Source organism: Fulvivirga kasyanovii (assembly GCF_009711405.1).
Lineage (GTDB): Bacteria > Bacteroidota > Bacteroidia > Cytophagales > Cyclobacteriaceae > Fulvivirga > Fulvivirga kasyanovii.
Window position 1 is genome coordinate 1 of sequence record NZ_SMLW01000502.1, and the last position, 14,338, is coordinate 14,338.

Here is a 14,338-nt window from a genome sequence, read left to right on the forward strand (position 1 = left end):
TTTTTTTTGTCATGATATTTGTGGTTTCTACTCTATGGAGGTTGCGAATTTAACAAAATTCGTTATGCAATTGAAGCCTGGGAATATATAAATGGAATTAAATAAACCAGCTTCGGGTTTTTATCGTTGATTCTTTTTAAATATTTTACATTATGATCCAAATACTGTTATTTTCTATATTGAGCCTCTTACCGGTGGTTCCCAAGGAAAGCTCAGCTACCAATGTGTGCTTAAGTGCAGAAGAGCAGAAGCTTTACAACATTATTAATGATTACCGGAAAAAAAAGAAATTACAACCTATTCCATTTTCTGCCAAACTAACAAAGGTCGCCCAGGTGCATGCAAAAGATTTGGCAGACTACTATAATTTTGATCCAACAAATGAATGCAACCCCCATAGCTGGTCTCAAAACGGCATGTGGACTTCATGTTGCTACACCAATGACCATAAAATGGCAAAATGCATGTGGGACAAGCCAAAGGAAATTGCGGGATACGACAGCCCTGGCTATGAAATTGCCTACTACAGCTCCGCAGGAGCAAATGCAGAAGAAGGCCTCCAGGGATGGCAAAAAAGCCCTAGCCACAACCCATTGCTAATTAACTCGGGGATGTGGAAACAAGTCAACTGGAATGCCATTGGTATAGGAATATATAAAGAGTATGCAGTAGTTTGGTTTGGACAACAAAAAGATGACGAATCGCAAATAAATACCTGCGACAACCGCTAAGTTATTCGGAACTAAGACATCGCTTAATATCTTTGTTATTACCAAAAATAACAAGAATATCACCTTTTTCGAAAGTAGTATTTGGAGTAACAACTCCAAGTACTTTCCTTTTTAAGGAGGATTGTCCTATTATATTTTCTTTCTTAACCATTCTGATTACGGTCAAAATGTTAAGATTGAATTCAGCCCTAAAATTTGTTTCCTGAACGGTTTTCCCAATATACTCTTCCGGCACCTCAGTTTCTACAATATTATAGTCCTCAGAAATTTCAAAGGAATCCACTACTCCTTTAATCTGAAATCTTTTAGACAGGCGATGGGCCGACTCTTCCTCGGGTCTGATTATTTCTTCAACACCAATAGCTTCTATTACTGTTTGGTGCAAATCTGAAATAGCCCGACCAATGATTTTCTTTGCTCCCAACTGCTTTAATATTGCAGTTGTGAGTACTGAGGCTCCGAAGTCTTCTCCAATAGCTACTATTACTGCATCACTATCCTTTAAAGGTAAGGTTTCCATAGCGGCTTTATCACCAGAGTCCAGACAAATTGTATGAGTTACCCTTTCTTTAAACTCATTCACTTTCCTCATATCATTATCCACTGCAATCACTTCAAAACCCATCTCGGTAAGGGCAATAGAAAGTGTTGAGCCAAAGTTTCCTAAACCGATAACTATATATTTCATTTTTATGATTTTAAATACTTCGAATATGTAGGACTTTTAAGTTACAAATACATTTTCTGATGGATATCTGTAGCTCTGTGTTTTCGCGCTGGCAATCAGTGCCGCTAGTAAGGTAAGGGTGCCTACCCTACCCAAAAACATGGTTATAATGATTACAACCTTACTTGCATCACTCAAATCTCCTGTTATTCCTAAACTCAGACCTACGGTACTGAAGGCTGAAAAACATTCGAAAATTACAGAGAGCAGGGGAATGTCAGGATTAAACAAGACTACCAGAACTACCGATGTACCAATTACCAGCAAAGAGAGTAACACTACCGAGAATGCTTTTCTTACTGATTCATTTGTTATCTCTCTACGAAAGATCTCTATGCGATCCTTTTGTTTAGATATGCTTAACACATTTAAAATGGCTACAGCGAATGTGGTTGTTTTCAAACCACCTCCGGTTGAGCCTGGTGAAGCTCCGATCCACATCAGAAACAGATAAATTAAAACAACTACAGCGGACAGTGAGGCCATATCAACCGTATTGAACCCTGCTGTTCTGGGTGTTACCGCTCCAAATACTGCTCCGGCGAATTTACCATACCATGGCAACTCAGACAGTGTATTATCATATTCTGCTATATAAAAAACAAAAAAACCAACGATAAGAAGTATTGCTGTAGTTGCCAGCACCATTTTAGTGTGTATGGTAAGGTGCCGTCCCCGGTGGGCGTATGGCTTATCCTTAATCAGGAACAGATACTTATTTACTACATAATATTTCAATGACTTATAGATATCAAATATTACCGGGAAACCAATACTTCCAAAAAATATCAAACACGCAATAATGATCTGCATGCCATATTGAAACCTTACTATGGGTTCGTAAAGACCATTACTCATAGTGGAAAAACCAGCATTACAAAATGCTGAAATCGAATGAAAGACGGCATACCAAACAGCTTGTGAGGTATCAAAAGTATCTGCCACTGAAAAATAGATAAAAACAGCACCTATGGCCTCAATTACTAATGTGACCACCACCACTTTAATAATGGTGTTTAATATTTCACTGATTTTACTTTCGTTGATAAATTCTTTTATAAACAACGTATTCTGGTAACTGGACGCTCCTTTAAAGAAGAATCCAAAAAAGGTAGTAAAAGTCATAATACCTAAACCTCCGACCTGAATAAGAATCAGTATTATCAACTGGCCGAAATGTGTAAAACGGGTAGCTGTATCTACAACTATTAAACCGGTAACGCATACTGCACTTGTAGAAGTGAACAAGGCCTCTAATATCGACAGGTGCTCAGTCGTGGCACGTGGCAGCATCAGTAGGGCCGTTCCTATAAGTATCAAAAGTAAAAAGCTGCCAATAAAGAGTAGCGCGGGATTAAGGTCGAGTCGTTGAAATCGGAGGGATTTTTTGGACAGCTCAATAATAAAAAGAAGAATAACACTAAAGCGTAAAAACACTACATCTGTCACAACATTTGCAAATGTAACTTCACTAACCTGACCTGCGGGAATAAGTATGTTCATTGTAAGTAGGACAGATATAACCACAAACAAAAAGTACTCAGAGTAAAGTATCCTTCGCTTTTCAGTACGTCCAAAGAGTTTCATAATTATCCTGACAAGGATAACAAACAGAAATGCCGTTACACATAGGAAGTACCATATGTGCATGATGATAACAATATGAAAGGGGAGCTTAAAACCAGCTTCTATGATTATGCTGACGAACGCCAGGAGGCTTGTAATAAAAAGCCCTGAACCAAGCATCCATTTGATAGCCTGGTTCAGGGAACTTATAATTTTAGTTAGGTCCAAATGACTCAAAATACCACCTCAGTTTAATGTTAAATTTGAGGCAACAAATAAAGGCAGAAAAATTAATATTGTTCTTCCTCGTTGGGAAAATCCTTTGCTTTGACATCTTCAATATAGTGGCTCACCGCATCGGTAATAATAGTGTAAAGGTCAGCATAGCGACGCAAGAACCTGGGCTTAAATTCTTTAGTAATACCAAGCATGTCCTGCATTACCAATACCTGTCCATCAACATGATGACCTGCTCCTATGCCTATAATGGGTATGGATACCTCCTCAGCAACTTTTTTTGCCAGATCAGCAGGGATTTTTTCAAGTACGATAGAAAAGCAGCCACACTCTTCAAGTAACTTGGCATCCGCAATTAGCTTTTTTGCTTCCTCTTCTTCCTTAGCCCTTACGGTATAGGTGCCAAATTTAAAAATGGATTGTGGTGTCAGGCCAAGGTGCCCCATAACTGGTACGCCGGCACTTAATATTCTTATTACTGACTCTTTTATTTCACTGCCACCCTCCATTTTCACGGCATGTGCGCCAGATTCTTTCATGATCCTGATCGCTGACCTAAGTGCTTCGGAGGAATTTCCCTGATATGAACCAAAGGGAATGTCTACAATCACAAACGCTCTTTCCACCGCTCGAACAACCGAGGTGGCGTGATAGATCATTTGGTCCAGTGTAATTGGCAATGTGGTTTCATGACCAGCCATAACATTGGAGGCAGAGTCACCCACCAAAAGCACATCTATGCCTGCCCCATCTAAAATTTTTGCCATTGAATAATCGTAGGCAGTAAGCATAGAAATCTTCTCACCTCTGTTTTTCATTTCCTGAAGCTGGTGAGTAGTAACTTTTTTTATGTTGGATTTATGAACAGACATACTTAAAATTCATTTTTATATTTGTTTGACATTTGGGATAGTAACCGTGAAGGTAGTTCCTTCCAGCTCTTCACTATCCACTTCAATTTCAGCATTTAGTTTATCGGCAACTTTTTTTACTATATAAAGCCCTAAACCTGAACCTTCACTTTTCTCAGTAGCCCGATAAAACATATCAAAGATATGGGGCAATTTGGATTCTTCAATCCCGTCTCCATTGTCCTCCACCTTAATTATGGCCTTTTCTTCTGTAACCTTTGCTTCTACAAGTACATATGACCGGTCTTTATGGAAGCTTCTGTATTTAATGGCATTAGAAATAAGATTGTTCAGGATGATCCTGATTCTGGTTAAATCTGAATGAAAGGGAATGGGTTGTGCTACTCTTGTAACTACCTCAAGTCCTTTGGTGTCGGTCGCATTATAGTAGCTGGATATGCTGCTATTAATTTCAACCATAAGATTAATAGGAACATGCTGATCATTTACACGATCATTTCTGGAAATACTTAATAGTTCAACCACCAGGTCATCAAGGCGCTTTACACTACTTTCAATTTTGTCTATACATTCCTTTTTTATCGCCTGGCTCTGTTCCATTCTATATAGATCGATGAGTCCCAAAACAGACCTTAACGGCGACCTCAAATCATGCGAGGCATGATATACAAAGCTATCAAGTTCAAAATTCACCTTTTGCAATTCCAGAAGGTTTTCCTTGGTTTGAGTGATATCTTTCAATACACATTCGAAAACCTTTTCATCAGCATAAAGTACGGCGCTAAAGGAAACCCAGATAAGTTGTCCGTTGGCAGTTTTCACCTGAATCTCCAGGTTATCTACAGCTCCCCGATCTTTTAGTAGTTCCAGAACCCTTCTCTTCTCTTTATCATCGTAAAAGAAGTCAAAATCAAGTGGAAGCTTCTCTTGTTCATTGACTCCAAGCATATGCCAAAATTTATCGTTGGCTTCTATTATTTTACCTGTCTCGGAGTCGCTTCGGAGCATGGCCACAAGCGAGTTTTGGAAAAGGTTTCGGTATTTCTCCTCACTTTTCTTCAGCGCATCGGCAGCTTTCTTTTGTTCTGTTATATCCGTATGTGAACCGGAAATTCTTACTGCCTTACCTTTATCATCATGAATTATTTTCGCTTTGGAAAGTATCCACCGGTAAGAGCCATCTTTGTGCTTTAACCTAAAAATTTCCCTGTAGCTATCTGTATCACCGTCAAGATAGGCTCTGAATGTGCTAATTGCCCTTTCCCTGTCTTCAGGATGCAGTAGGCTTTCCCATGAAAGCAATCCTTTGTAGCTTACTGCCTCGTTTTCATCAAATCCGAGCATAGTTTTCCAGGGTGTGGAGACAAATGCTACATTATTTTCAAAGTCCCAGTCCCAGAGGCCATCGTTAGCTCCATTGGCCGCTGCTTCGTATTTATGGAGTTGATCCTTTAACGAAGCTATTTCAGGACTTTTTTGCGCCAAACTACTTATGGGGTTTTCGTTATCGCCTTTCACATTTAACAGGATTTTAAATATTCAGGCTTGACAGTTCCTGAATAAACTTGTCTAAGATAAATGGATGATGGCTCTAATACAAGTTTATCAGTTATTGAAGGTATACTTCTTTTTGATCGCTTTCTAATTGTACCTCAACGTGTTCGTTTATGGTGGTGGATAGTTGATACCCGGCATATTGAGTTAATATAGGAAACTGCGTATGGCTTCTGTTCACCAAAACCGCAGTTTCTATTTTTTTTATTTTTACATTGAGAAAAGGTTTGAGGCTATAAGCCATTGTACGACCGGTATTCATTACGTCATCAATGAGTACAATGCTCTTATTTTTTAGCTGGGACACCTCACAAGTCAGGGATATTTCACTTTGGGTAGGGGCGAACTTATCCAGCTTTACCCCTATCAATGTAATTTTTACCGGGGCAATAGCTTCCAGTTCTTTAAGTAAAAGCTTAGCCAATTCATACCCCTGATCATAGATCCCTGCAAGTATTATTTCTTTTTCCTGCGAATTGTTCTCATATATTTCATATGCGATCCGCTTTATTTTTTGTCTTACTTGCGCATCAGTTAAAATCAAACCTTTCTTTCCCATAGCTTAAGGTATTGGCATTACTTTACTGTCCTTAAAGGTAGACAATATCACAAGAGATTGCATATTATCAACTACTTCAATATTGGTTACTTTCTCCAACATTAATTTTTGATAGGCTGCAATATCCTGAGCAATAATTTTCAGTATAAAATCACCTGAACCTGTTATATGGTGACATTCTATTACCTCATCAATTTCATTAATCGCCTGTGTAAAAGCTTCTATATTGACTTTATTGTGCCCCTTCAAGGATACCATTACAAATGTACTTACTCCAAGCCCCACCTTTTCATTATCGAGCATGGCATGATAACTTTTTATTATTCCCGAAACTTCCAGTTTCTTCACTCTCTCTAATGTTGGCGCAGGTGACAGGCCGATCTCGTTGGCGAGTTGGGCATTGGTAATTTTGGCATTGGCCTGAAGAATTTCCAATATCCTGCGATCAATTTTGTCCAGCTTAATTTTCGGTTTCATTTATTCTTATGTTTGAGTTTTTGACCATTCGATATAACAGAATAAGACAACTTGCTTATTCACAAAGCATTATTCTAATAAAATGCTATTGCACTCTATAAGATTTATACCACAAAATATTATTTGGTGCGAAGATAGATATAAAATACAAATAGGAAGGGGATATAAAAAAAGATATTGTTAATTCTAAGTTTATTAATTTTCAACTACTACTTTATACATAGCTGTTTTCCCTCCGGAAGAAGCCTTTATCATATAAATGCCTTTGTCAATATCAGCGGTATTAATAAGGATGTTATTCATACCGGCCGAGAGCGCATCAATCTCTATGTTCTTTACTAAATCACCTCTTGTACTAAAAAGTTGAATAGTAGCTGAATTTCGATCATTTGATATGATCTGCAGGTGTAACTGGTTTGATGCAGGGTTGGGATAAGGGGCCAGAATAACCGTTTGATTATTACTAAGGTTAATACAACGTGTATTGTTAGCCAGGTCATTTTCTTCCAAACCTTCAAACATTGGCGTTACCGTAACACAGAGATAATCCAGGCTTTGAGGGTCAATGTTAAATCCTAAATTGATGTTTACAGATTGCACCGGTGCCCCTGCAGACACACGAGGGTTCAAAGTTTGGTTAATGACCTTCTCTATAATAGCCTGATTGCCCAGGTCTATGGAAGCTTTAAAGCTATCAATAGTTACCGTACCATTATTACCAACGGTCAGTATTACTTCCGTTGCGTCGGTAGGGTTTCTGTTGAGTGCAGTAAGTACAATATCCAAGTCAGGATACAAAACATTTATTCTATGAGTTGTAGTGTCATTACATCCGTTCTCGTCACTTGCCACGAGTTTAACGTCGTAGGAATCTTCTTCAGTGAATGTATAGGTTGGATTCTCTATATCGGAAGTATTGCCCTCTTCAAATATCCATTGAAAACTATCTGCCCCGACTGACTGATTTGTAAACTCAACATCAAGTGGTGGTGCCCCAAAGGTAACAGAGGGTTCAAACGCGGCTGTGGGTGCCTCATTGATCTGTATAGGCTGTGTAACGGAATAATCGCAACCATTTTCCGTCATTATAGTGAGACTGACATCATAGTTTCCCACTTGACTAAATGCATGATATGCCGAAGAATCTACACTGGTTGCCTGATTCGCAAAGTTCCAGCTCCTTGAGGTAATCGGGTCTCCGAGCGGATCAGTAGTATCGAAAAAATGAGCCTCGGAGTTATCGCAAGCCTGCTCCACTCCGAACGAAACGGACGGTGCGGGTTTAACACTAACCGTTTTATAGGTTGTGGAAGTGCAAAGATTTTCTGAGGTAACTGTCAATCCAATATTATAATCCAGGGCAAACTGAAATGTTGCTTCCGGGTTTTGTTCAGCACTGAATACTCCACCCAAATCCCAGGACCAGGTGGTAATACCCTGCCCGGGTACCGGGTCTGATGTATCCGTAAACTGCACTGCTTCATTGATACAAAGTTTATCATATTCAAAGTCAGCTACCGGTGCTTGTTTTACATTCACCACCTGTTGAACTGAATCTTTACATCCATTGGTAGTTTGCGCCACCAATTTGACATCAAAAGCACCGGATGTGGTAAAGGTATGTGTTGGATTCCTGTCTGTGGATGTGTTATTTCCTGATGAGGGATCATCAAAACTCCATTTCCACGAAGCAACATTGGCATCTCCAACTGTGGTCTCATCGGTAAAAGCTGTAGGAGTACCTTCACAGGAAAGGTCATTGGTAAACTGCACATCTGGCAGCTCATAGACGTTCACCTCCAAAACCTTCGATGTCTGACATCCGGCACTATTCGTCAGAGTCAGGGTAACATCATACGTACCTGGCGCCGCATACTGGAATAGCGGGTTTTCAAGATTTGAGGTAAATCCATTGCCAAAATCCCAATGTGTAGATGTGATGTCTCCTGTTGAAGTGTTATTAAATTGAAGGGCTTTGCCTACGCAGTCGTCGTTGACGGTGAACTGAGCTACTGGCCCGACACTTACATCGCTGATATTTTGAACGGATTCAACAGAGCACCCTGGAATAGTTGCTACCAATTTAATTTCTTTTGCCCCTCCTGTTGGAAATTCATAACTAAGATCTTCGGTAGTAGCCACTGATACTCCGTTTACAAACCACTCATAGCTGATATTACCATCGTAGTTGCCTGGAGTAGTGTTTTCAAAGAGGTAAGTGTCGTTGGTACAGATGGTGCCGGAGGGAAGACTGAATGCGGGTGCTGGTTCAGGAAATATTGTAATGTCTTTTTGAGTGAAATTCTCACAGCCATCGGGGCTCGTTACTTCTAGGGTAACGGTGTATTCTCCCGCGGATGCGTAGGTATGATTTGGGTTGGCAGAGGTTGAGGAGTTGCCATCTCCGAAATTCCAATTGTAGGAATTGATGTTGCCTGATGTGTTGATAGATGAGAAGTTGACGGGGGAGGAAAGGCAGATATTTTGGGAAGTGAGGTCTATGTCAGGGGCTGTTTGGGAAGAAACAGTGAGTGTTTGTAAGCTCATATCACTTTCTCCGCTATCATTATACGCAGTAAGGGATACATAAAATACCCCCGCATTCCGGTACATAATGTTGTATGGCGTTTCCTCTATAGAACTATACTGATTAAGCTCACAATGATTCTGGAAGGAAGCATAGACTAAAGTTTCATCTATTGCGTTCATGCTAATGATGTTCCAGAAAGAATTGCTCTTTATAAGCTCAAGATGAAACTGACGATTATAGAGCGGGGTTGAGGCTAGTGCTGTAACCGTTGGACTAAGATTTTCTAAATCGTTGCCAAAGTTTAATCTATATAACTCACCAAAATTAGTAATTACAATACCATAGTATTCCCCTGCGTCAAGCCCTATTTCTATTCCTCTGAATTGGGTAGAACTAAGCGAAGGTGTAATTCTGGTTGGAAGTGCATCACTATATAAACTACTTCCAAAATCATATCTCCTAACTCTACTGTCATTTATAGAACCCGTAAATGCATACCACCTCCCATTATATTCCTTCAAAAGTATATCATCCAACCCCGTACCAATGGAGCTACCTGTTGTAGTAATAACGTCAGAAGGAGAGGGGTTAGTTTTAAGATCACTTCCCAAGTTGACAAGTGTAAGTTTATTTAGGCCAGAGTTAGTAACTACCGCGATATAATTTCCTTCATCTTTGGCAATGTCCAACCCGCCAACTACATTACCCCCGATACCAGTTAAAATCACCTCAGCTATAGGTTCATTAAGCAGCGTATCACCAAACCTCACTCTTATTAATGTAGAATTATTAGTATTAATCATGAAAGCGAACCACTCTGCCCCATCATAGATAAGCTTTACTGGATCTGGACCAGAAAGCAAACCATTTATATTTCCCAAATTCTGAATTGTAAATATTCTATCATTTATATCACTTCCAAAATTTATTCTGAAGACACTATTGTTTGATCTGCTCGTTGCGATACCGATCCAGTTTCCACCGTGGTACCCGATATCCATATCCGTAGGGGTAGCCATCTCACCAATTGATCCTGCCGACTCAAACACTAATGAGTTGGTTAAATCCCCCTCACAAAAATCCCATTGATAGCTTGTAGCATCTGAGGATACATTTTGAATGGCAACATTCTCCTCAAGGCAAACAGACGGTGGAAGGATGAAATTTGCCGAAGGTTGACTGAATAAAGCAGCACATTCAATTAAAAAAAATACACTCGCTAATAAAAATTTGATATTCATAGGATATATGTATATTCCATGTTAGATCATAATGTAACTTCTACGGTATTATGAGTCATCAACAAATTAACCATAAAAGATTAAATTTAGTTACCTCGGGACAAAGAATTTAGGTACTACCGAAGTGCAATCCTAACTATTGTAGACTCTTACCACCTTGTCTACCATTTTATCAAGACTAAACTTAAGACTAATACTTTTCTTGGCATTTTCAACCATTTGCTTTGTATAACCATTGTCTTGAAGCATTCTTACTGTTTCCTTAGCAAAGGTTTCAATATCAAAAGGTTCGACCAAAATTCCATTTACACAATGTTCAATTATTTCATTGCAAGCCGATACATTAAAGGCTATAACGGGTACATCTTCATTAAACGCTTCTAAAATAACCAGCCCAAACCCCTCTGAAATTGAAGGAACCATAAACAGATCAGACATTCTTAATAATTGTTTTACGTCTTTCCTAAAGCCAAGAAACACCACCTTATCTACTAAATCCAAACTTTCAGTAATTTGCTCCAATTCAGATCTCATCAAGCCGTCGCCTACTATTAAAAGTCCAGCCTCCGGCACACTCTCCAAAACTTTTTTAAAAGCCGCAATAGCATATTTATGCCCCTTGTATGGAACCAGTCTGCCTACAATAATAATTTGTTTTTCAAAGTACTTATGGTTAGCTGATCTTGCTTCGGACCTGACTGGTGTATGTTCATCAAAACCGTGATGGATAGTTACTATTTTGTTTCCTCTGCTTATCCCTCCTTTAACAAAAAGGTCCCTTATTCCATCTGACACAGCTATAGAACGGCTTATAAATTTCTCACAAAACCAGCACACTAAGTAGTAAACATTAGAGGATAACTTTTTGTAATTAAAGCCATGCTTCTCTATAAACCTTTCTTCATAACCATGCTTAGTTGATATCCATTTAAATGATTGAGGTAAAAATATTTTTTGCCATACCATTATAAAATCTGCATGTAGCAAATGTGTATGAACAATATCGCACTTGTGTCGCATCAGATAACGGCCAATATTGAATAAGGTAAAAATATTGTATCTTATGATAATTACGTCTATACCTTCCTTTTCGAGTATCTCAAGAAACAATTTGCTTTTCGCTAAATCATTTTTGTGAATTATTGCTAAAAATCGGCTATTTACTCCTCTTAGTCTAAGAAGCTTTATAAGACTTACAATATGCTTTTCTGATCCGGAATAACCGCCAACTTTCTGTACATGAAGGACTCTCATTCCACAAATAACTTATGGTAACTTTCAAACATAATATCGCAGGATAATAACTCTTTTGCATATTGCTCAGACTCATACCCCAAAGATTTTCTTAGTTTTGAATCTTCCCTTAATAAAATAATTGATTGAGCCATTTGCTCAACATTACGGCATTCAACTAAAATCCCATTTTTCCCAGAAGTGATCAAATTATTAACCCCCATTACATCAGATGCTATAATTGGAAGCCCACAGGCTTGTGCCTGCATTATAGCCGTGCTCATGGTTTCTCCTAAAGTAGCATGCACATAGAGATCCAATTCATTTAAGAAAGCAGGTATTCTATCTTCAGATAAACGCCCCAGAAACATCACCTTGTTTTCAACACCAAGCTCCTTAGCCAAAGCCTGTAATTTTACCATGGATTCCCCTTCCCCTGCAATTTTTAACACTAGATTCTTACAATCGAGTTGGCCCAAAGCTCTAATAAGCGTTTCATGATCTTTAATTGGAACAATCCTACTTAACATGCCAATGCTAAATGTCTGACTATCATTTTTTTTTGTGGGCTTAAAAAAACCAAGGTCAAGGCCGTTTGGTATGACAGCAACTTTCGTGTCATCAAACAACCATTTATACTTATCCTTTATTTGGCTTTGATACAAATCTGTTAAAAACACGACCTTATCAGCAAACATTAACGAAATGCCCAGCAAGTATTTCTCCAGTTTGGTTTTCAAATGATTGGCCTGAGTTTCTCTAACAACTATCTTAGCTTTATAAAACAGTCCATAAAATAGTGCCGGAATTATATTGTAGCTTGAATGAAGAAACACAACATTCGGTTTTTCCCTTTTAAGGGCTTTAAAAACTTTCGGCCAAAAAAGCCAATCCATTCCGGGTTTCTTTTTCACATAATTAAAGGGTATATTCTTAGCTATCAACTTATCTGTGACATCAAGACTTGGGTCCTCAACCCCATAGAATATAGTACTATATTCAAAGTGAGAACCTTTGTCAGCCCCTAACAGAGTAAAGAACACATTGGTATGTCCTCCCAAACCTGCATACACAAGATGGGTAATCTTCATTTCAGTTTGCTTAATAACCATTTAAAAAATAAAAGCGGCCCTCTCAAAAAATTACTAACTAATGAGATACCTCCCTTATAGTAATGCCCTTGTGTACATAGCCTAACCGAGTATTCTCTATCCAAAAGCAAAGGATCCATGATATATAATCTGTCAAGTTTATTCTCAAATTCCTTGAGTTGCTTCTTCAGGGAATTGTCATTTCCACTTACCCCATCCTTACCATACCTTTTCCTTTGGTGGTACAAAAAAGCAATTACTCTGCCTACAGTATAATTAAGAGCGTTTGAGGGCTTTGTGTTAGTTATTGAAGCTGGATTATACCTATAAAAGTAAAGATGCTGAGGAACATTTAACATTTTGAACCGTTCTAATATTAACGATATCCAATACCAGTCTGCTCCACCTCTTCGGTCAAAATAATCATTGAAACCACCAATATCAAGATATACACTTCTTCTTATCATCACAGACGCACTGGTGAAAGTATAATCTTCAGGAATAAATTTTGTAATTCCCTCGTGGGTCAATGGGAAGTTAGACCTTTTTAACACTTTACCGTTGTTATCAAGTTTCACAGACTGTGTCCCACAAACACCTATTTGCCTATGATTTTTAAAAGCTTGAAGCTGCACGTCCAACTTGGTTGTATCACACCAATCATCAGCATCCTGTATGGCAATATAATCACCAGCGGCCATTGCAAATAGCTTATTTACAGTCTTCAGATTCCCTTGATTGCAATTATTATGATAAAGCTTAATTCTGCTGTCATCATACTTTTCTATAATTTCCCTTGTGTTATCTGTTGAACCATCATCCGCTATTAACAACTCCCAATTACTGTAGGTTTGATTTATTATACTTTCAATCGCAACTCCAATATAAGGAGCGGCATTATATGCCGGCATTATGACTGACACCAATTCCATAAATATTTATTTCTTTAGGACTGCCTCTATTTTTGGAAGAACCTTAGATATTGCAAAATTTTCTTCCATAAATCTCTGCTTGTTATTCAAATTATATGAATCTGGGGATTTAAAATAATATTTGATTTTTTCCACAAGTTCTTGAGTAGTTGAAAAAATCCATTTCTCCATCGGATCATCTAAAATCTCAGATGTTGCTCCAACTTTTCTGGCTATTACCGGTGTATCTGCCATAATCGATTCAACTATAACCCTCCCAAATGATTCGTTGACAATGGAAGGAAACACCAGTAAGTTTATTCTTGAAAAAAAGCTAGTAGTATTGCTTACATGGCCAACAAACTCCACCTTTCCGTTCAACCCTAATTTCTCTATTTTTTCTTTTAAATGCCATTCATATTCAAAGTGTTCCTTTCTTTTTGGCGTGCCTCCAACTAACAAATAGTATTTTGGGTCCTCATTGAGAATCGCTAATGCATCTATCAAATGATGTAACCCCTTAGGTTCCGCCAGCCTCCCCAAAAAGCCTATCACTTTTAATCCATTGCTTTTTTCTGGTTTCCTAAACTTCAATTTATCCATACAAAA

The 14,338-nt window shown here is 38.4% G+C and carries 12 protein-coding genes; 1 reads left to right on the forward strand and 11 read right to left on the reverse strand.

The window, feature by feature from the left end:
• The first annotated feature begins 152 nt into the window (after positions 1–152).
• Positions 153–731 (forward strand): CAP domain-containing protein, encoded by a 579-nt coding sequence (locus tag E1163_RS10135; protein WP_155171329.1) that lies wholly within the window; start codon positions 153–155, stop codon positions 729–731.
• A 1-nt stretch (position 732) separates the two neighbouring features.
• Here the strand turns inward: E1163_RS10135 and E1163_RS10140 are convergent, their stop codons facing one another.
• From E1163_RS10140 to E1163_RS10190, 11 genes are all read right to left on the reverse strand, one after another.
• Positions 733–1,419, reverse strand: a complete 687-nt coding sequence (locus E1163_RS10140) for a potassium channel family protein (protein WP_155171330.1) — start codon at positions 1,417–1,419, stop codon at positions 733–735.
• Between the two features lie 36 nt (positions 1,420–1,455).
• Positions 1,456–3,261: a TrkH family potassium uptake protein gene (locus E1163_RS10145; RefSeq protein ID WP_246223594.1), complete on the reverse strand. Its 1,806-nt coding sequence runs from the start codon at positions 3,259–3,261 to the stop codon at positions 1,456–1,458.
• 53 nt (positions 3,262–3,314) lie between these two features.
• On the reverse strand, positions 3,315–4,133 hold the full coding sequence (panB, locus tag E1163_RS10150) for a 3-methyl-2-oxobutanoate hydroxymethyltransferase (protein WP_155171331.1): 819 nt from the start codon (positions 4,131–4,133) through the stop codon (positions 3,315–3,317).
• Between the two features lie 15 nt (positions 4,134–4,148).
• Positions 4,149–5,651 carry a PAS domain-containing sensor histidine kinase gene (locus tag E1163_RS10155; RefSeq protein ID WP_343033803.1) on the reverse strand — a complete coding sequence of 501 codons (1,503 nt, stop codon included), beginning with the start codon at positions 5,649–5,651 and terminating at the stop codon, positions 4,149–4,151.
• A gap of 91 nt (positions 5,652–5,742) precedes the next feature.
• Positions 5,743–6,246, reverse strand: coding sequence for a phosphoribosyltransferase family protein (locus tag E1163_RS10160; protein WP_155171333.1), 504 nt, complete (start codon positions 6,244–6,246; stop codon positions 5,743–5,745).
• Between the two features lie 3 nt (positions 6,247–6,249).
• Positions 6,250–6,723, reverse strand: coding sequence for an Lrp/AsnC family transcriptional regulator (locus E1163_RS10165; RefSeq protein ID WP_155171334.1), 474 nt, complete (start codon positions 6,721–6,723; stop codon positions 6,250–6,252).
• 195 nt (positions 6,724–6,918) lie between these two features.
• The gene (locus E1163_RS10170; RefSeq protein ID WP_155171335.1) at positions 6,919–10,494 is read right to left on the reverse strand and encodes a T9SS type A sorting domain-containing protein; all 3,576 of its coding nucleotides are present in this window, start codon (positions 10,492–10,494) and stop codon (positions 6,919–6,921) included.
• A gap of 132 nt (positions 10,495–10,626) precedes the next feature.
• Entirely contained in the window at positions 10,627–11,748 is a 1,122-nt protein-coding gene (locus tag E1163_RS10175) for a glycosyltransferase family 4 protein (RefSeq protein ID WP_155171336.1), read from the reverse strand.
• Positions 11,745–12,818, reverse strand: coding sequence for a glycosyltransferase family 4 protein (locus E1163_RS10180; RefSeq protein ID WP_185156038.1), 1,074 nt, complete (start codon positions 12,816–12,818; stop codon positions 11,745–11,747). The genes E1163_RS10175 and E1163_RS10180 overlap by 4 nt, the downstream gene beginning before the upstream one ends.
• Positions 12,815–13,750, reverse strand: coding sequence for a glycosyltransferase family 2 protein (locus E1163_RS10185; RefSeq protein ID WP_155171338.1), 936 nt, complete (start codon positions 13,748–13,750; stop codon positions 12,815–12,817). Before E1163_RS10185 ends, E1163_RS10180 begins: the two co-directional genes overlap by 4 nt.
• Positions 13,751–13,756: 6 nt before the next feature.
• On the reverse strand, positions 13,757–14,338 hold a 582-nt coding region (locus tag E1163_RS10190), incomplete at its 5' end, for a glycosyltransferase (protein WP_185156039.1).